19 protein-coding genes and 1 pseudogene are annotated in these 16125 nt (G+C 65.8%); 15 read left to right on the top strand and 5 right to left on the bottom strand.

What is annotated here, in order from left to right; translation table 11 throughout:
- Nucleotides 1-151 precede the first annotated feature (151 nt).
- The 5 genes from J3R73_RS20600 to J3R73_RS20580 are packed head-to-tail and all read left to right on the top strand — an operon-like array spanning nucleotide 152 to nucleotide 4782.
- A complete protein-coding gene (locus J3R73_RS20600; protein WP_307431152.1) occupies nucleotides 152-1390 on the top strand; it encodes an urea ABC transporter substrate-binding protein in 1239 nt (412 codons plus the stop codon).
- 53 nt (nucleotides 1391-1443) lie between these two features.
- Nucleotides 1444-2310 carry a branched-chain amino acid ABC transporter permease gene (locus tag J3R73_RS20595; protein WP_307431149.1) on the top strand — a complete coding sequence of 289 codons (867 nt, stop codon included), beginning with the start codon at nucleotides 1444-1446 and terminating at the stop codon, nucleotides 2308-2310.
- Complete coding sequence (locus J3R73_RS20590; RefSeq protein WP_307431147.1) at nucleotides 2310-3386, top strand: branched-chain amino acid ABC transporter permease; 1077 nt, start codon at nucleotides 2310-2312, stop codon at nucleotides 3384-3386. The genes J3R73_RS20595 and J3R73_RS20590 overlap by 1 nt, the downstream gene beginning before the upstream one ends.
- A complete protein-coding gene (locus tag J3R73_RS20585) occupies nucleotides 3383-4105 on the top strand; it encodes an ABC transporter ATP-binding protein (RefSeq protein ID WP_307431144.1) in 723 nt (240 codons plus the stop codon). Before J3R73_RS20590 ends, J3R73_RS20585 begins: the two co-directional genes overlap by 4 nt.
- Nucleotides 4102-4782 (top strand): ABC transporter ATP-binding protein, encoded by a 681-nt coding sequence (locus J3R73_RS20580; RefSeq protein WP_307431141.1) that lies wholly within the window; start codon nucleotides 4102-4104, stop codon nucleotides 4780-4782. The genes J3R73_RS20585 and J3R73_RS20580 overlap by 4 nt, the downstream gene beginning before the upstream one ends.
- Nucleotides 4783-4794: 12 nt before the next feature.
- Here J3R73_RS20580 and J3R73_RS20575 read toward each other — a convergent pair whose 3' ends face one another.
- A complete protein-coding gene (locus tag J3R73_RS20575; protein WP_307431138.1) occupies nucleotides 4795-5037 on the bottom strand; it encodes a hypothetical protein in 243 nt (80 codons plus the stop codon).
- Between the two features lie 16 nt (nucleotides 5038-5053).
- A pseudogene (locus J3R73_RS31560) lies at nucleotides 5054-5173 on the bottom strand (hypothetical protein); the annotation flags it as partial.
- On the opposite strand from J3R73_RS31560, the gene J3R73_RS20570 reads away from it, so the two are divergent.
- From J3R73_RS20570 to J3R73_RS20545, 6 genes are all read left to right on the top strand, one after another.
- Nucleotides 5121-5261 (top strand): hypothetical protein, encoded by a 141-nt coding sequence (locus J3R73_RS20570; RefSeq protein ID WP_307431135.1) that lies wholly within the window; start codon nucleotides 5121-5123, stop codon nucleotides 5259-5261. The pseudogene J3R73_RS31560 and the gene J3R73_RS20570 sit on opposite strands and share 53 nt — an antisense overlap.
- Before the next feature lie 201 nt (nucleotides 5262-5462).
- Nucleotides 5463-6473, top strand: a complete 1011-nt coding sequence (locus tag J3R73_RS20565) for an LLM class flavin-dependent oxidoreductase (RefSeq protein WP_307431134.1) — start codon at nucleotides 5463-5465, stop codon at nucleotides 6471-6473.
- 188 nt (nucleotides 6474-6661) lie between these two features.
- Nucleotides 6662-6889 (top strand): hypothetical protein, encoded by a 228-nt coding sequence (locus J3R73_RS20560; RefSeq protein WP_307431133.1) that lies wholly within the window; start codon nucleotides 6662-6664, stop codon nucleotides 6887-6889.
- A gap of 280 nt (nucleotides 6890-7169) precedes the next feature.
- Nucleotides 7170-8030: an outer membrane protein gene (locus tag J3R73_RS20555; RefSeq protein ID WP_307431131.1), complete on the top strand. Its 861-nt coding sequence runs from the start codon at nucleotides 7170-7172 to the stop codon at nucleotides 8028-8030.
- A gap of 577 nt (nucleotides 8031-8607) precedes the next feature.
- Complete coding sequence (gene dusA, locus J3R73_RS20550) at nucleotides 8608-9618, top strand: tRNA dihydrouridine(20/20a) synthase DusA (protein WP_307431129.1); 1011 nt, start codon at nucleotides 8608-8610, stop codon at nucleotides 9616-9618.
- Nucleotides 9619-9715: 97 nt separating this feature from the next.
- Nucleotides 9716-10315, top strand: coding sequence for a hypothetical protein (locus tag J3R73_RS20545; RefSeq protein ID WP_307431126.1), 600 nt, complete (start codon nucleotides 9716-9718; stop codon nucleotides 10313-10315).
- A 219-nt stretch (nucleotides 10316-10534) separates the two neighbouring features.
- On the opposite strand, the gene J3R73_RS20540 is transcribed toward J3R73_RS20545, so the two are convergent.
- From J3R73_RS20540 to cobT, 3 genes are all read right to left on the bottom strand, one after another.
- Nucleotides 10535-11317 (bottom strand): MBL fold metallo-hydrolase, encoded by a 783-nt coding sequence (locus J3R73_RS20540; protein ID WP_307431125.1) that lies wholly within the window; start codon nucleotides 11315-11317, stop codon nucleotides 10535-10537.
- Nucleotides 11318-11643: 326 nt separating this feature from the next.
- The gene (locus J3R73_RS20535) at nucleotides 11644-11928 is read right to left on the bottom strand and encodes a porin (RefSeq protein ID WP_307431122.1); all 285 of its coding nucleotides are present in this window, start codon (nucleotides 11926-11928) and stop codon (nucleotides 11644-11646) included.
- 101 nt (nucleotides 11929-12029) lie between these two features.
- On the bottom strand, nucleotides 12030-13055 hold the full coding sequence (gene cobT, locus J3R73_RS20530; protein ID WP_307431116.1) for a nicotinate-nucleotide--dimethylbenzimidazole phosphoribosyltransferase: 1026 nt from the start codon (nucleotides 13053-13055) through the stop codon (nucleotides 12030-12032).
- Nucleotides 13056-13243: 188 nt separating this feature from the next.
- Here cobT and J3R73_RS20525 point away from each other — a divergent pair, with 188 nt between their 5' ends.
- The 4 genes from J3R73_RS20525 (at nucleotide 13244) to J3R73_RS20510 (ending at nucleotide 16089) form a co-directional block, all read left to right on the top strand.
- Nucleotides 13244-14035 (top strand): adenosylcobinamide-GDP ribazoletransferase, encoded by a 792-nt coding sequence (locus tag J3R73_RS20525; RefSeq protein ID WP_307431113.1) that lies wholly within the window; start codon nucleotides 13244-13246, stop codon nucleotides 14033-14035.
- A 57-nt stretch (nucleotides 14036-14092) separates the two neighbouring features.
- A complete protein-coding gene (locus tag J3R73_RS20520) occupies nucleotides 14093-14377 on the top strand; it encodes a DUF1289 domain-containing protein (protein WP_307431110.1) in 285 nt (94 codons plus the stop codon).
- A gap of 123 nt (nucleotides 14378-14500) precedes the next feature.
- Nucleotides 14501-14905 (top strand): GFA family protein, encoded by a 405-nt coding sequence (locus J3R73_RS20515; protein ID WP_307431106.1) that lies wholly within the window; start codon nucleotides 14501-14503, stop codon nucleotides 14903-14905.
- A gap of 398 nt (nucleotides 14906-15303) precedes the next feature.
- Nucleotides 15304-16089 carry a lysine/arginine/ornithine ABC transporter substrate-binding protein gene (locus J3R73_RS20510; RefSeq protein ID WP_307431102.1) on the top strand — a complete coding sequence of 262 codons (786 nt, stop codon included), beginning with the start codon at nucleotides 15304-15306 and terminating at the stop codon, nucleotides 16087-16089.
- Nucleotides 16090-16125 lie beyond the last annotated feature (36 nt).

Genomic DNA, 16125 nt, shown 5'->3' with positions numbered 1-16125 from the left:
AGGGGTCGCCGCGCCGCCGGCGCCGCCAGAGCGTCCGGCTCCTACAACAGTCTCCATCGGAAACGCCCGGGGCACCACAAGAAGAGCGGCCATTCGCATCCGCGGACTGGTCAGCCATTTGCATCCAGACAACCCTGAAGGGAACACGGCAATGGTCGAGATCGATCGCAGGACTCTCATGAAGCTCGGGGCGGCGACCGCCATCTTCGGGCCCGCCTATATCCGGAACGCCTATGCGGCCGAGACCATCCCGATCGCCGGCATCCATGATGCGTCGGGCGGCATCGACATCTATGGCCGGCCGATGATCAACTGCCTCGCCTTGGCCGTCGAGGAGATCAACGCCGCCGGCGGCGTGCTCGGCAGGAAGCTGGACCTGGTGAACTACGATCCCCAGTCCAACATGCAGCTCTACACCCAATACGCCACCGAGGCTGCCACCAAGCAGAAGGCGGCCGTGGTGTTCGGCGGCATCCTGTCCGCCTCGCGCGAAGCCATGCGCCCGACGCTGAAGCGCTTCCGCACGCTGTATTTCTACAGCCTGCTCTACGAGGGCGGCGTATGCGACCGCAACATCTTCTGCATGGGCTCGACCCCGGCGCAGACGCTGGAGAAGTTCACGCCCTTCGTCATGAAGCATTTCAACGGCAAGAAGATCTACACGCTGGCCGCCGACTACAATTACGGCCAGATCACCGCCAAATGGATCAAGAAATTCGCGACGGAAAACGGCGGCGACGTCGTCGCCACCGACTTCTTCCCCCTCGACGTCAGCGATTTCGGCCCGACCATCCGCAAGATCCAGGCGGCGAAGCCGGACATCATCATGTCGGTCCTCGTCGGCGCGGCGCATAATTCCTTCTACCGGCAATGGGTGGCGGCGGGCATGAAGGACAAGATACCGATGGCCTCCACCACCTTCGGCATCGGCAACGAGCAGGTGCTGACCTCGCCGCAGGAGCATAACGGCATCATCGTGTCCTATGCCTATTTCGACGGCATCGACACCCCGGAGAACAAGGCGTTTCTCGCCAGATACTACAAGCGTTTCGGAGAGAAGGCGGACGGCCTCACCGAGGGCGCGGCGATGACCTACCATGCCGTCAACCTGTGGGCGAAGGCGGCGACCATGGCCGGCTCCGTCGACCGGGAGAAGGTCACCGCGGCGCTGGAGACGGGGCTGTCCTTCACCGGGCCGGCCGGCAAGACCACGATCGACGCGGCCACCCATCACGACACGCTCGACGTCTACATCGCCGAGGTGCGCGACGGGAAATACAAGGTGCTCCAGAGCTACGCCCAGCAGCCGCCGGCCGACACCGCCGCCTTCTGCAACCTGAAGGCGCACCCCAACGACAACAAGCAATATGTGATCGACGTCAAGATCTGAGCGCGGCCCCCCGGACAAGGCGGGCTCGGGCGACATTCATTCGGGAAAAGCTCATGGATCACATCGTCATCATCCTGCTCCAGCTCGCCGTGACCATCGCCAACCTGGCGCTGATCTGCGCGGGGCTGGCCATCATCTTCGGCATGATGCGGGTCATCAACTTCGCCCATGGCGAGTTCCTGATGCTGGGAGGCTATGCGGCGATCGTCTCCAGCCGGGCAGGGGTGAATCTGTGGCTCGCGATGTTCGTGGTGGCGCCGACCGTCGTCGGCGCCATCGGCATCGTGCTCGAACGCCTGGTGATCCGGCACCTCTATGGCCGGATGATCGATACCATGCTCGCCACCTGGGGGATCAGCCTGGCTCTGATCGGGCTCGTCACGGTGATCTTCGGCAACACCGTCTCCGGCATATCGCCGCCGCTCGGCAGCCTCGCCGTCGGCCAATATGCGATCGGTCTCTACGAGCTCTTCCTCGTCGCGGTGGTGATCGGGCTCTATGGCGGGGGCTGGCTGGTGCTGCGGCGGACCTCGTTCGGCCTGCTCGCGCGCGGTACGATGCAGAACCGGGTGATGGCGGCCGCCCTGGGCGTCGATCCCGGCCGGGTCTATTCGATCACCTTCGCGATCGGGGCGGCGGTGACCGGGCTCGCCGGGGCCCTGATCTCGCCGATCACCGGGGTCGTCCCGACGATCGGCGCGGCCTATATCGCCAAGGCCTTCATCACCGTCATCTCGGGCGGCACGGCGATCATCGCCGGCGCCCTCGCCGCCTCGACCCTGCTCGGGTCGATCAACACGCTGTTCTCCTTCGCGTTCAGCCCCGTGCTCGGCGAGGTCGCGCTGCTGGCTGCGGCGGTGCTGCTGCTGCGGCTCCTGCCGCAGGGCATCACCGGGCGCTTCTTCCGGAGGTCGCTGTGATGCTGAAGGGCGCATTGGGCGCTGGAGCCGTCGCAGCCTGCGCGCTCTACGCCTTCCTCGTCGTGCCGGCCCAGGGCGACATGACGACGATGATCAACGGCTCGGTCTATGCGAGCTACGCCGTCCTCGCCTTGTCGCTCGCTTTGATCTGGGGCTATGGCGGCATTCTGAGCTTCGGCCAGGCCGCCTTCTTCGGCCTCGGGGGCTACGCCTATGCCGTTGCCGCCCTCAATCTGGGCGACACCACGATGGCGGCGATGATCGCGGTGGCGGTCGCGGCCGCGGCTGCGGCGGTGCTCGGCTATTTCATGTTCTGGGGCCGCATCAGCGACGTCTATCTCGGCGTCATCACGCTCACGGTGTCGCTGATCCTCTACCGTTTCCTCAACCAGACGGCCGGCGAGGAATGGACCATCGGGGTGGCGCCGCTCGGGGGATTCAACGGCATTCCGTCAACCCCGATCCTGACGCCCCTGGGCGATCCCGACAACCCGTTGCCGCCCGAGCGCATCTATGTGCTGGCGATGGCGGCGCTCCTCCTCGCCTATGTCGCCTGCAGGCTCCTGGTCGCGACGCGCTTCGGCCAGGTCGTCGTCGCGATCCGCGAGAACGAATTGCGGGCCGAGCTGCTGGGCTATGATTCCCGCCTCTACAAGCTCGGCCTGTTCGTCTTCGCCGGCGCGCTGGCGGGGGTCGGCGGCGTGCTCTTCGCCAATTGCGTCTTCGTGAGCCCCAACATGTTCAATCTGCAGACCAACGGGCAGGTCATCATCTGGGTGATCGTCGGCGGCCTCGGCACCCTCGCCGGGCCGGTGGTCGGCTGCTTCCTGATGCTCATGCTCTCCACCTATCTCGGCACGGTGGGGGATGCGGGCGGCGGCTGGCTCGATCCGAACCTGATCCTCGGCGTGGTCCTCACCGTCTTCGTGCTCGTCCTGCGCAGGGGCCTGCTGCCCATGGCGGGGGCGGCCTTCGACAGGCTGACGGCGATGAGGCCGTTCGTGGCCCGGCAGATCGTGGCGGCCAACACAGCGGCGGACCGCGACCGCCGGCACGGCAGCGGAGCGAATCGATGAACGAGGACATGCTGATCGAAGCCCGCAACCTCACCATGCGCTTCGGCGGCGTCACCGCCGTCGACGGCGTCGATCTCAGCGTCCGCTACGGCGAACTGCGCTGCCTGATCGGTCCCAACGGCGCCGGCAAGAGCACCTTCTTCAAGATGCTGTCGGGACAGCTCAGGCCGAGTTCCGGCGACGTCCTTCTGAAAGGGCGCAGCATCGTCGGCATGCCCGCTTCCCGCATCGCCAGGCTCGGCCTCGGGCTCAAGACGCAGGTTCCCAGCGTGTTCGCCGGCCTGAGCGTCGGCAAGGGCGTGGGCCTGGCCGCCGGCCGCACGCTGCCGCCTTCCCTCGCCCGCCAGCGCGCCGCGGCGACGCTGGAGCGCATGGGCATCGCGCATCTGCGCGACCGCCTCGTCGGCGAACTCGCCCATGGCCAGCGCCAGCTCGTCGAACTGGCGATGGTGGTGGCGCCGCAGCCCGACCTTGTGCTGCTCGACGAGCCGGCGGCGGGCATGACCGGCGAGGAGGTCGAGAGGCTCGCCGATCTCGTCGTCGAGCTGACGCGCTCCGGCGCGGTGATCATCGTCGAGCACGACATGCAGTTCATCCAGCGCATCGCCCGCATCGTCACCGTGTTCAACCGCGGCAAGGTGCTGGTCGAGGGCCCGGCCGACGCCGTGCTCTCCGATGCGCGCGTGCGCGACGTCTATCTGGGGAGGGAGGCGGCATGACGCTTCTGACGGTGGCGGGCATCGAGGCGGGCTACGGCCAGATGCGGGTGCTGCGCAATGTCGGCTTCGCCGTCGAAGAGGGCGAGTTCCTGGGCATTCTCGGCCATAACGGCATGGGCAAGAGCACGCTTCTCAAGGCGATCAGCGGCGACATACCGCTGACGAGGGGCAGGATCGCCCTCGCCGGGCAGGAGATCGGCGGCTTGCCGCCGCATCGGCGCGCGCGTCTCGGGCTCGGCTACGTTCCCCAGGGCCGGCAGATCTTTCCGGCGCTGACCGTTCGGGAAAACATGGCGATGGCGGCGCTGGCGTCCGGTCGGTCGCCGGTCATCGTCGACGGCTTCCTGGCGCTGTTCCCGCGGCTGAAGCCGATCGCCGACCGGGCCGGCGGGGTGCTGTCCGGCGGGGAGCAGCAGATCCTGGCCCTCGCCCGCTGCCTTTGCGGCCAGCCGCGCCTGCTGCTCCTCGATGAACCGACCGAAGGCGTGCAGCCCTCGATCCGCGACGAGATCGTCGACACCCTGCACGACCTTCGCAAGAGGCTCGGCCTGACGATCCTCCTCGTCGAGCAGAACGTCCAGTTCATGGAGAGCCTGGCCGACCGCATCCTGCAGATGGAAAAGGGCTGCCTGTCGGCGCCGGACAACCCCGCGGCGCCGTCGATGGCGGTCTTCTGAACCGCCGCCGCGTCAGGGCGACAGCGGCGGCGGCCGGCGCTGCAGCTGGCCTTCGCGTTGCAGCCGCAGCGCCTGCGTGCCGCCGAGATCCACCGTCTCGCTCTCCAGATCGAGCACGACGCCATAGATCTCGCGCGCGTCTTCGGGCGAGCAGAACCCGTCGAGCACGTCGTCGAGGACCTTGTGCGGATCGCGCTCCAGCGGATTGCCGAACCGGCCCGTCCGAGTGCGGCCTGCCGCCATAGGCGCCTTCATTGACCTCCAGGAACACCCAATAGTCGCCGCCCAGGCGGACGCCGGCATAGGAGGCGAACGAGATCGAGGCCGAGGAGCCGGCGATGATCTCGGCCGGCAGCACCGGCGCCATCGTCTCGATGATCAGGTCGATCATGAAATTGCATTGGGTGAAGCGGGCCTCGGCGGAGGCCGGCGCCTCGGGATTGAAGATCGAAGCGAGCCCGCTCACTCCGTTTCGATAGCGCCGGAAAAGCAGGGACTGGGAGGCTGGATTTGGCGGCGTGCTCAACATTCCGAACGCTTCGGGTTGCGAAAGGCGCATGATGCCCTTTTTCTACCCGGGCTCATTATTTCATCTGTAATGAGAATAGGGCTGTCTGAAACACGGAGGTAGCAGAAGGATCTTAAATTGGCCGCCCGGAATGGCTGCGAGGATCAGGTCTTTGAAACTATCCGTCTTCTCTGTCCAAGATCACTATCCGTCTCAGAAACGCACCCTCGAGGAGCTTTACGCCGAGGTCGTGCGCCAAGCGGATCTTGCCGAAAGACTTGGATATGACACTTTTTTCGTCGCAGAACATCACTTTCATGAATACGGCACGGTGCCCAATCCGGCAATTCTTCTTTCCCATCTTGCCGCGCGCACGACCCGCCTCCGGCTCGGCACCGCCATCTCGATCCTAACCTTTCATAATCCGCTGACGATTGCCGAGAATTATTCGATGGTTGACGTGCTGTCCAACGGGCGCCTTACTCTTGGGGTCGGGTCCGGCTACCTCAAACACGAATTCGCAGGCTATGGCGTCGATGCAGCCACCAAGCGCGACCGCTTCGATGAACATCTCGACCTCGTCATGCGCCTGCTTCACGGCGAGCGGGTTACTCATCATGGGCCCTATATTGACCTTGATTCGGTAAGTATCAACGTCTTTCCGATACAGCAGGATCTTCCTGTCTTTGTCGCTATCTTGCGTAAGGAAGCCGCCTATCAACTTGGCCGGCAGAGCAGGCGCATGCTCTTCGTTCCCTACGCCTCGGTCGAGGACTTCGAAGCAATAGGGGAGATGATGGGTGAGTTCCGTCGCGGCCGGGAAGAAGCCGGCCTCTCCGACCATCGCAATGCGGTCGCGCTCGCGATGCATACCCATGTTGCCGAAACAGACGCGGAGGCTCGGAAAATTGCCGCGGAGGCGTTTGACCGCTACGTTGCAACCCGTCTTTACGCCAAGAGTGCCGTCTATGACGACATCATCGAAAGCGGCCTGGCACTCTTCGGTTCACCTAAAACCATTGCAGAAAAGCTGCTTCGTCTCCGCGACATGGGCGTCGATCACGTTTTGACACTGCACAACTTCGGGCTTCTGCCCGAGCCGCAGGTACACCGCTCCATGCGAATGCTGATGCGGGAAGTAAAGACGATGCTGGATCTACCTCCGCCGGCAAAGGCCCTATGAGGCGGTATATCCTCTTGCCATCGTGCGGCTCCGCCCAGGCCGAGCCTCGCATCGCGCCTGCCTCAGCGATTCCGGCCGACAGGTAGGATCAATTCAGTTGCCGCGGCTGGGGTGAGGCAGCGCAGGCAAAGAGGCAGAAGCGGGCGCCTGGAGACGTCCCTGGAGCGTTCAAGTGGTACGGCCAGATCGTGGATATTGAACCGGCGATCTTCAACGTGGCAGTCGATGCCTATGGGGCAATCCAGGAGATTGATATCTCACCGTGGTCAGAGGCGTTCCAGACGTTTGAGGCATGCTACGGGGATAAGGAAGAGAATGGACGTGAGCATGGCGTGACGGGCAACATCTCAAGTCACGCGGGTAACGTCGGCGAGCTTCTGCGCAAAATGCACGCGAGCGCGGCTCAAGGTGTTTAACCGGCGAGTTTACTGCGTTGAAGATTGAGAAGAATTTGCGCGCCGATTGCCGCCGCAGCCCCCACAACGGCGCGTCGTCCACCAGCGGCACAATCAAGGGCCATCTCCTCTGCCATAACCGGTGAGAGGACGTGCGCTACAGAAGCGGCCGAAACGTGCGGTGGCGTTCCGTCCGCAAATGGCTGACGTACCGATGCGATTGCAGCCTATGCTTGAGTTTTCTACAGCATGCTACCGTCGGCTGGTCGCTGGCAGGGTATAAGTTTCTTGGGGGATTTCAATGCGTAAGTTGCTTGCTGCTCTCGCTGCGGTTGCCGCCGTGGGCGGCCCCGCGATGGCTTCCGATTTGCCGGCGCAGAGCCCGGAGCCCGTGGCTCCAATCTACGTGCCTTTTTCGTGGACGGGCTTTTATGCTGGTGTGAACGCTGGATATGGTTGGAACGGCGCCGACAAGATCAAGGACCCGACCTATTACGACACTGAGCATGAGTATGTCGGGACCTTCGCCAATGGCTGGTTCTCGGGTCAGCGCAATTCGAAGCGGGGTTCATTCACCGGGGGCGCGCAGTTCGGCTACAACCAGCAGTTCGGCCAGTTCGTCGTCGGTATCGAAGCCGACTTCAACTATCTCGGGCAGAAGACCAAATATCTCGCGGACGACATCACCGATATCTACGAGCCCATTGGCGATCAGAACTATAATTATCATCTCCGTGAATATCTCACGCCGGAAAGCAAGACGGAATGGTTCGGCACCATTCGGCCCCGCTTCGGCTTCACGCCGGTCGACCGGCTCCTCGTCTATGCCACGGGCGGCCTCGCCTATGGACAGGTGAAGAGCAGCGGCAATTACAATTGGCACGAATATGGCTACTGGTGGGGCGGCGGCGGAAATGCGGACTTCGACCGAAGCGGCGGCTTCTCCGGCTCGAAGAGCCAGGTTCGCTGGGGCTGGACGATCGGCGCCGGCGCCGAATACGCCATCACCGACCACAACACGATCAAGGCCGAGTATCTTTATGTCGATCTCGGCAAGAAGAATCATGTCGTCGTAAATCCGGAAGACCCCGGCGAGTTCATGACCTGGAAGGACTCGAGCAGGGCGCACATCGTTCGGGTCGGCTTGAACTACAAATTCTGAGATACCGGGCGTACCGAGCCGGGCCGGCATCGGCTCGGCGGCGTGGATGCTCGAGCCTCTTCCAGAAAAGCCGATAGGCTTTTCGATCGATAAAATGCATCGTAGCAACAATCTGCTCTCGCCACGCCGCGTTCTGCCAGCGTGGCGAGATGCAGCAGGGCCGAGCTTCCGACCCCAAGGCCCGCCTCATGCGGGCCTTTCTTCCGGGGCCCTCCGAAGAATGGAGCCGACGTTCGGCATCGTCTTCGAGCCCGACACTTCCGAGAGGCGGCAGCTCCGCCTGCTCCGTCGCCAACAAGCCGATGCGGGGCATCCTCAGCCTGCTTCGATCGAAGGTTCTGGCCTTCCCATCGACGATCTCGCCATCCCGCTCGATCGCGATCGCGCGGCGGCCGATAGAGCCATCCTTGCGTTTTCGTGCTAAGACCTGCTCATGGCCGCCGGGTCCGAAGCGGTACGGCTTCCCGTTCCCTCGATACGACGTTACGCCCAGCGCGCGATGGAATCGAGAAAGCCGCTATAAGGGCCGAAATCGAATGAAAATGGAGGGTTGAGAGCCCCCCAAATCGGAATCGAAATGGGTAGTTACGAATATTTGCGCTTTTCCATCGCCCCCATGATGGATTGGACGGACAGGCATTGCCGGTTCTTCCACCGCGTGCTGTCGAGGCGCGCGCTGCTCTATACGGAGATGGTGACCACCGGTGCGGTGATCCATGGCGATCGCGCGCGGCTGCTCGGCTTTTCGGAGGAGGAGCATCCCGTCGCCGTGCAGCTCGGCGGCTCCCATCCGGCCGACCTCGCGCGCGCCGCCCGCATCTGCGCCGATCTCGGCTATGACGAGATCAACCTCAATGTAGGCTGCCCCTCGGACAGGGTACAGGAAGGGCGCTTCGGCGCCTGCCTGATGGCCGAGCCCGGGCTCGTCGGCGAGAGCGTCGCGGCGATGAAGGCCGCGGTATCGCTGCCGGTCACCGTCAAATGCCGCATCGGCATCGACGAGCAGGATCCGGAGGAGGCGCTCGACAGCCTCACCGCGGCCGTGCGTGCGGCCGGCGTCGACGCCCTCGTCGTCCATGCGCGCAAGGCCTGGCTGAAGGGGCTCAGCCCGAAGGAGAACCGGGACGTGCCGCCGCTCGACTATGATCGGGTCTATTGCCTGAAGCAGGCCAACCCCGATCTGCCCGTCGCCATCAATGGCGGCATCCGGCAGGTCGCCGACTGGCAGGGCCATTGCGCCCGGCTCGACGGTGTCATGGTCGGGCGGGAGGCCTATCAGAACCCCGAGATCCTCCTTTCCGTCGATCCCGTGCTGTTCGGGCAGGCGCCGCCTGTCGCCGACGGCTTCGAGGCGATCGAGGCGATGGCGCCCTATGTGGAAGCGCAGCTGGCGCAGGGCGTGCGGCTGAGTTCGATCACGCGCCACATGCTCGGCCTGTTCCCCGGCCGTCCGGGCGCGCGCCTGTTCCGCCGCCACCTCGCCACCGAGGCGGTCAAGCCGGGCGCCGGCCTCGATGTCCTGCTCGACGCGGCGGCCCATGTGCGCGAAGCCTCTCTGCGGCGGGGGGGCGAAGCCCAGGCGGCGTAAGCCTGCCCTTGCCCGCATCGTGCTCGCGCCAACGTGAATCGCCCTGATGCGGCGAAGCTCTATGCTCCGGCCCGGGTCTGGGCTCGGAGTTTCAGCCATGCGATTTTCCACCCTCACCGGCGCTGCGCTCATGCTCGCCTTGGCCTTTCCCGCCGGCGCGCAGGAGACGCGCAAAGGCATTCGCGGCGTCGTCGCGACCCTCGACGGCCAGACCCTCGGCGTCAGGGGCAAGGACGGCACGGTGACCGCCGTCACCCTCGCGCCGGACTGGACCGTCAGGGTGCTCGTGCCGATCGGCGTGGAGGCCATCCACCCCGGCAGCTTCATCGGCACCGCGCAGATGCCCCAGGCCGATGGCAGCGGCCGCTCGCTCGAAGTCCATGTCTTTCCGCCCGGCGTCAAGAGCGGCGAGGGCGAGCGCGATTGGGATTCGGAGCCGGGCTCGCGCATGACCAACGGCACGGTCGAGGGCGAGGTGACCAGCGACGCCAAGGGCCGCGAGCTGACGCTCGCCTTTCCCAGCGGCAGCCGCAGGATCACCATTCCGCCGGACGTGCCGATCGTCGAGTTCGGTCCCGGCCAGCGGGCGCAGATCAAGCCCGGCGTCGCCGTCTTCGTGGTCGCCCAGTCCGCTGGCGGCGGCTGGAAGGCGAGCAGCGTCTCGATCGGGCAGGACGGAGCGGCGCCGCCGATGTAGGCGGCGCGCGGCCGGCTCACAGCGTTCCGTCTTCAGATCGAATCAGCCAGAATCGCAAAATGCCTTCAATGCCAATGCGTTGTTCTGGTGATCCGCTCCGGCTCGAAGGCATTTTGCTTTAGAGCGTTTTGCGTTTTGACGGAATCGGCAAAACGCAAAGACGCGTCGAAAAACAAAGAGCTAGAGCAAAGCGCCGCTTCTGCCTAAACGCGCTTTGCCCTAGAGATCGAAGACCAGCCCGTCCTCGGCCAGTTCGAACAGATCGCGGTCGACATTGCCGCGGTAGTCGAGCATGGACGGCCCCATATGGGTGAGCACGACCCGCTCCGCGTCGAAAGCCTCGCGATTGGCGAGCAGCCGGGCATAGTCGAGATGCGGCGGGGTCGCCTCGACGGCGAAGCATTCGAGGAACAGCAGGTCGGCGCCCGCCGCGATCGCGGGCAGCGCTTCCGTCCATTCGGTGTCGCCGGAATGGACGAACGCCTTGCCGGCCGCCTCCAGGCGCACGGCGGTGGCCGGCGAGCCGGAGGGATGGCTCACTTCGGCGGTGATGATGGTGAAGCCGGCCGCCGTCTGCTGCGTGCCCGGCGTCATGTCCTCCGCGCTCCAGGGAAAGCTCCAGGGCGTATCGAGGGAGGAGCCGGCGAACAGGGCCTCGATCATGACGTGGAGGCGGTCGACGGTGCCCGGCGGCCCGATGATCCGCAGCGGGCGCGTGCGCCTGCGCACCCATTGGGCATCGAGGAGCAGGAAGGGGATGCCGCCGAAATGGTCGCCGTGCAGATGGGTGAGCACGATGAGGTCGATGCGGTCCGGGTCGACCCCCATGGCGTTGATGGCGGTCATCGTCGTGGCGCCGCAGTCGAGAAGGCAGACGGGGCCGTCCCGGCCTTCTGCGCCTCGCGCGCCGTTCGCCGCATTCCTCGCCTCGACGAGGGTCGCGGTGTTGTAGCGGCCGCCCGAACCGAAGGCGTCGCCGCAGCCGATGACCGTCACGCGCATGGCGCCGGCCGGCGCCGGGCACAACGTGCCTGCGACCGGTGCGGCATAGCCGTCCGCCCGCCCTGAAAATCGCCCTCGCTCAACCGTAACTGCAGCACCGTTCGATCTCTCTGCTTCAGGTTGCATCAAGGGACTGCATTCCATCTTATTGCTTCATCTCAATCATTGGGATCGGGCGAGGTCTTCCCCGTCAAAATGACCGGACGACGGCCAAACCGCGCCGCCGCCGCACCAGGCAGGACCGGCATGTCCTGCCGGCAAGGCATAAGCGGGCATGAGGGCCCCGCCGCGCTGTGCGAAAAGACACGGCGCCGACCGGATCGGGATCAATATTTGCTGGCGCGCGGCTCGACCACGGCGCGGAAGGGGCCGAACCCGGTATCGCCCCTGACATCGGCGGTGCCGGCGACCGAGGAGCCGAACGGGCTGTTCGTCTTCCCGAAATTGTAATCGGCCCGGAACTCGCCGCTGACCTTGATGCACATGCCGGTGTCCGGCGAGTAGACGAAACCTTCGCCATACTGGCTGCATTGCGGGAAATTCTTGCTGCCGGCAAAAGCGGGTACCGCACAAGCGAACGCCGCCGCGGCAACGAGAATTGATCTGAACATCAAGATGCTCCCTTCGACAGCAGCGATTCTAACGTCCGATCGTGACCACTTCGGGGCGGAACGAGGCTGATCCCGGCCGACCTCCCCCGGCCTGGCCGGGCTCACGCCTTGTCGGTGACGCCGGCCTGCGCGAAGGTCGCCATGCCCGTGTGGCAGGCGAGGGCGGCCTTGATCAGCGCCACCGCCAGGGCCGCGCCCGATCCCTCGCCGAGGCGCATGCCGAGATCGAGCAGCGGCGGCTTGCCGAGGCGCCGGAGCACGTCGGCATGGGCGCCTTCCGCCGAGACGTGGCCCGCCACGCAGTGATCGAGCAGGGCCGGATCCATGGCGTGCACCACGGCGGCGGCGGCGCAGGTGACGTAGCCGTCCAGCACCACCGGGATGCGCTGGCTGCGCGCCGCGAGGATGGCGCCCGCCATGGCCGCGATCTCGCGCCCGCCGAGCCGGCGCAGCAATTCGAGGGGATCGCCGAGATGGTCGCGGTGGAAGGACACCGCCTGGCGCACCGCCTCGATCTTGCGCCCGAGCCCGGCATCGTCGATGCCGGTGCCGCGGCCGACCCAATGGCCCGCCTCGCCGCCATAGAGCCCGTGATAGATCGCTGCCGCGATGGTGGTGTTGCCGATGCCCATCTCGCCGAGCACCAGCAGATCGATGCCGCCCGACACCGCTTCCATGCCGAACGCCATGGTGGCGGCGCAGGCCTTCTCGTCCAGCGCGGCTTCGCAGGTGATGTCGCCGGTCGGGATGTCCAGAGCGAGGTCGAACACCTTGAGGCCGATGTCGAAGGTCGAGCAGATCTGGTTGATGGCGGCGCCGCCGGCCGAGAAGTTCTCCAGCATCTGGCGGGTGACCTCCTGCGGATAGGGCGACACGCCATGGGCGACGACGCCGTGATTGCCGGCGAAGATCGCCACCAGCGGGCGCGACACGCTCGGCGGCGCCTTGCCCTGCACGGCGGCGAGCCATTCGACGATCGCTTCGAGCCGGCCGAGGCTGCCGGGCGGCTTGGTCAGCTGGCCGTCGCGCTGGCGGACCCGGGCGAGGGCGTCGGCATCGAGGTCCGGCATGGCGCGGGCGAGGTCGCGGATATCGTCGAAGGGCAGGGCGGTGCCGGCAGGGGCCATCGGAGCGGGCTTTCGATCGGGCCCCGGGCGGGGCGGGAGGGGACGCCGCGCTTATAGCGCCGGGATGGTCCGGCGCAAAGGCCGGCAGACGACCCGCCGTCCCCCGCAGACGACGCCCGGCGTTTCCCGCTGGCGGGCTTGCGGCTTGGCGGCTATCAAGGCGCGTCCTTCCCTCCCGCGGGTGCGCATTGAGACAGCTTCTCGCCCAAGTCACGGCTGCCCTGCGCTTCTGGTCGCGCCTGCCCGTGCCCGTGCTGTCCGGCGAGGCCGATCCGCATGGCCCGCCCGACATGGAACGGCTCGCGCCCGTCCTCCCGCTGGCCGGCGCCGTGCTCGGCCTCGGCGGAGCCGTGGCGCTGCTCGCCGGCTGCGGCGTCGGCCTGCCGCCCGTGGAGGCTGCGATCCTCGCCGTCGCCGCCATGGCCGTCGTCACCGGCGCCATGCATGAGGACGGACTGGCCGATGTCGCCGACGGCTTCGGCGGCGGGCGCACGCCGGCGCGCAAGCTCGAGATCATGCGGGATTCGCGCATCGGCGCCTATGGCGCCACCGCGCTGATGCTCGCCATCGCAGCCCGGATATCGATCCTCGGCGACCTCGTCCACGCCGCCGGACCGGTTGCCGCCGCCCTCGTCCTCATGGGCGGGGCCGGCGTCTCGCGCATTGCCGGCCTGCTGCCCCTGGCCATGCTGCCGCCGGCGCGGACGGACGGCGCCGGCGCCGCATCCGGGCGCCTCTCGAGGGCCAATTGGGGCATCGGGGCCGCCCTCGGATTCGCGCTGGCCGCCCTTCTGGCCTATGGCGCGACGCGCCATCCCTCCAGCCTGGCGGCGCCCGCCTTCGGTTTCCTCGCCGCCTATGGCGTGACGCGGCTGGCCAAACGCCAGATCGGCGGGCAGACGGGCGATGTGTGCGGCGCCGCGACCGTGCTGGCGGAGATCGCCTTCGCCGCCGCGGTGCTGGCGCCCCTCGGGCGGTAGCGGACCCGCCAAGACGCGCCGCCGGCCGGGAGAAGCGCTTGCGATCCGCCGCCGGCCATGGACGTGGGCGCCGGCAGTCCCTATCTTCAGGGCATGCAGACAACCTCCACGCCCTGCGTCGCGATTTGCCGGATCGATCCGGCCAGCGGCTTTTGCATCGGCTGCGGCCGCAGCAGCGGCGAGATCGGTGCGTGGGTGGAGATGTCAGAGCCCGAGAGGCTCGCGCTGATGGCCTGCCTGCCGGGGCGCTTCGACGACACGCCGAGCCTGCGCGCCGCGCGCAGCGCCTTCGACGAGCAGATTGCCGTGCGCACGCGCACGCGGCGGCGCAATCGCGGCTAGGCGTCGTGTCTCGGTTCGAAATCCGAGCCCCTTCACCCGGCCTCAGGGCAGAAGCGCCTGCCGACGCGATCGAAGTCGAACGGCCTCTACCAGGCGAGCGGCTCCGCTGATATGACATCGGAAATGTTGAAGCTATCCTGCCTCTGTGGCCAAGTCCGCGTCGAAATCTCGAAGCGACCGGACTTCATCAACGAGTGCAACTGCACGCTTTGTAGCAAGTCGGGCGCCCGCTGGGCCTATTTCCATCCGTCGGAAGTCAGCGTCGTGGGAACGACGAAGGCATATAGCCGGGAAGACAAGGAAGACCCGGCTGCAGAAATCCGTTTCTGTGAAAATTGTGGTTCGACGACACATTTTACTTTGACCGCAAGCGCCGTATCGAAGTTTGGCAACGTCCAGATGGGCGTCAATATGCGTTTGGCGGATGAGAAGGACCTCGCCGGAATAGAATTGCGCTACCCCGACGGACGAGCCTGGCCGGGCAAGGGCGCCTTCGGCTATGTGCAGGAAGCTCGGATCATTGGCTGATGAGCGGGATCTGAATGAGCGCCTTGCGATGAGTGTCGGTCGGTCTTGAACGACCGCAATGGAGCGCGAGCGAGCCTTTCGCTCTTGGGTCTCAAGTGTCAAATTTTTACCGTCAGGCATCAAAATACCTTGAGGCGGTAGAGGGCGCGTTTGGTGCGGACGTATGTCGATGCCTCGGCTCATCCGCCTGACGGAACGGAAGCTTACAAAAAAGCACGGCGACGGAATTCAAACCGAGGCGCGGCCCGGCGAGGCGGCAAGTTTTACCGACGCTTTACGTCGAATCGGCGGCTTGCCCCGTTGCACCCCGGCGATAGCGGTGCTTCATTCCTCGCCAGGGCTCCGAGCCGGCGGCGCCCCCGCGTTGCCGGCGGACCAGGAACAGGGGGAACACAACCATGCGCTTCATCAACCTCATCGGCGCGGCCGCCATCGCGTTCGCCGCATTCACCGGCATGGCCGCCGCCAAGGATTGGAAGACGATCCGCATCGGCACGGAAGGGGCCTATCCTCCCTTCAACGGCCTGGACAGCGCCGGCAATCTCGTCGGCTTCGACGTCGATATCGCCAAGGCGCTCTGCGAGAAGATGCAGGCGACCTGCACCTTCCAGGCACAGGACTGGGACGGCATCATTCCCGCGCTCCTGGCCGGCAAGTTCGACGCCATCGTCGCGTCGATGTCGATCACCGAGGAGCGCAAGAAGAAGGTGGCGTTCACCAACAAATATTACCAGACGCCTCCCGTCTTCGTCGCGCCGAAGGATTCCAAGATCGCCTCCTGGGACGCCGCAGGCCTGAAGGACAAGGTCGTCGGCGCGCAGTCCTCCTCGATCCACGCCAACTTCCTGGAAGGCGAGATCCAGCCGGGCGGCGCCGAGGTCAAGCTCTATCCGACGCAGGACGAGGTCAACGCCGATCTCGCCGCCGGCCGCCTCGATGCCGAAATCGCCGACAGGACGGTGCTGCAGGCCTGGCTGGGCAAGCCGGAAGCCTCGTGCTGCGAGATCAAGCAGGTCGTCGACATGGGGAAATACGCCAAGTATTTCGGCACCGGCGCCGGCATCGCGGTCCGCAAGGAAGACGCCGACCTCGTCGACAAGTTCAACAAGGCGATCGCCGAGATCGTCGCCGACGGCACCTACAAGAAGATCAACGACAAATATTTCCCCTTCTCGATCTATTGATCGGCGAAGCGTCGAATCCGCCGCCCGGGCCTCCGC

Source organism: Labrys monachus (assembly GCF_030814655.1).
Classification (GTDB): domain Bacteria; phylum Pseudomonadota; class Alphaproteobacteria; order Rhizobiales; family Labraceae; genus Labrys; species Labrys monacha.
This window is presented reverse-complemented; position numbering and strand designations above follow the sequence as displayed.

What these genes read in the sequence shown, in the direction of transcription:
- J3R73_RS20575 (WP_307431138.1), bottom strand. Translation starts at nt 5,037, where the DNA reads ATGAAGGCGCCTATGGCGGCAGGCCGCACTCGGACGGGCCGGTTCGGC.
- J3R73_RS20545 (WP_307431126.1), top strand. Translation starts at nt 9,716, where the DNA reads ATGCGATTTTCCACCCTCACCGGCGCTGCGCTCATGCTCGCCTTGGCC.
- J3R73_RS20590 (WP_307431147.1), top strand. Translation starts at nt 2,310, where the DNA reads ATGCTGAAGGGCGCATTGGGCGCTGGAGCCGTCGCAGCCTGCGCGCTC.
- J3R73_RS20515 (WP_307431106.1), top strand. Translation starts at nt 14,501, where the DNA reads ATGTTGAAGCTATCCTGCCTCTGTGGCCAAGTCCGCGTCGAAATCTCG.
- J3R73_RS20520 (WP_307431110.1), top strand. Translation starts at nt 14,093, where the DNA reads ATGGACGTGGGCGCCGGCAGTCCCTATCTTCAGGGCATGCAGACAACC.
- J3R73_RS20595 (WP_307431149.1), top strand. Translation starts at nt 1,444, where the DNA reads ATGGATCACATCGTCATCATCCTGCTCCAGCTCGCCGTGACCATCGCC.
- J3R73_RS20570 (WP_307431135.1), top strand. Translation starts at nt 5,121, where the DNA reads ATGATCTCGGCCGGCAGCACCGGCGCCATCGTCTCGATGATCAGGTCG.
- J3R73_RS20555 (WP_307431131.1), top strand. Translation starts at nt 7,170, where the DNA reads ATGCGTAAGTTGCTTGCTGCTCTCGCTGCGGTTGCCGCCGTGGGCGGC.
- J3R73_RS20510 (WP_307431102.1), top strand. Translation starts at nt 15,304, where the DNA reads ATGCGCTTCATCAACCTCATCGGCGCGGCCGCCATCGCGTTCGCCGCA.
- dusA (WP_307431129.1), top strand. Translation starts at nt 8,608, where the DNA reads ATGGGTAGTTACGAATATTTGCGCTTTTCCATCGCCCCCATGATGGAT.
- J3R73_RS20580 (WP_307431141.1), top strand. Translation starts at nt 4,102, where the DNA reads ATGACGCTTCTGACGGTGGCGGGCATCGAGGCGGGCTACGGCCAGATG.
- J3R73_RS20585 (WP_307431144.1), top strand. Translation starts at nt 3,383, where the DNA reads ATGAACGAGGACATGCTGATCGAAGCCCGCAACCTCACCATGCGCTTC.
- cobT (WP_307431116.1), bottom strand. Translation starts at nt 13,055, where the DNA reads ATGGCCCCTGCCGGCACCGCCCTGCCCTTCGACGATATCCGCGACCTC.
- J3R73_RS20535 (WP_307431122.1), bottom strand. Translation starts at nt 11,928, where the DNA reads ATGTTCAGATCAATTCTCGTTGCCGCGGCGGCGTTCGCTTGTGCGGTA.
- J3R73_RS20540 (WP_307431125.1), bottom strand. Translation starts at nt 11,317, where the DNA reads ATGCGCGTGACGGTCATCGGCTGCGGCGACGCCTTCGGTTCGGGCGGC.
- J3R73_RS20600 (WP_307431152.1), top strand. Translation starts at nt 152, where the DNA reads ATGGTCGAGATCGATCGCAGGACTCTCATGAAGCTCGGGGCGGCGACC.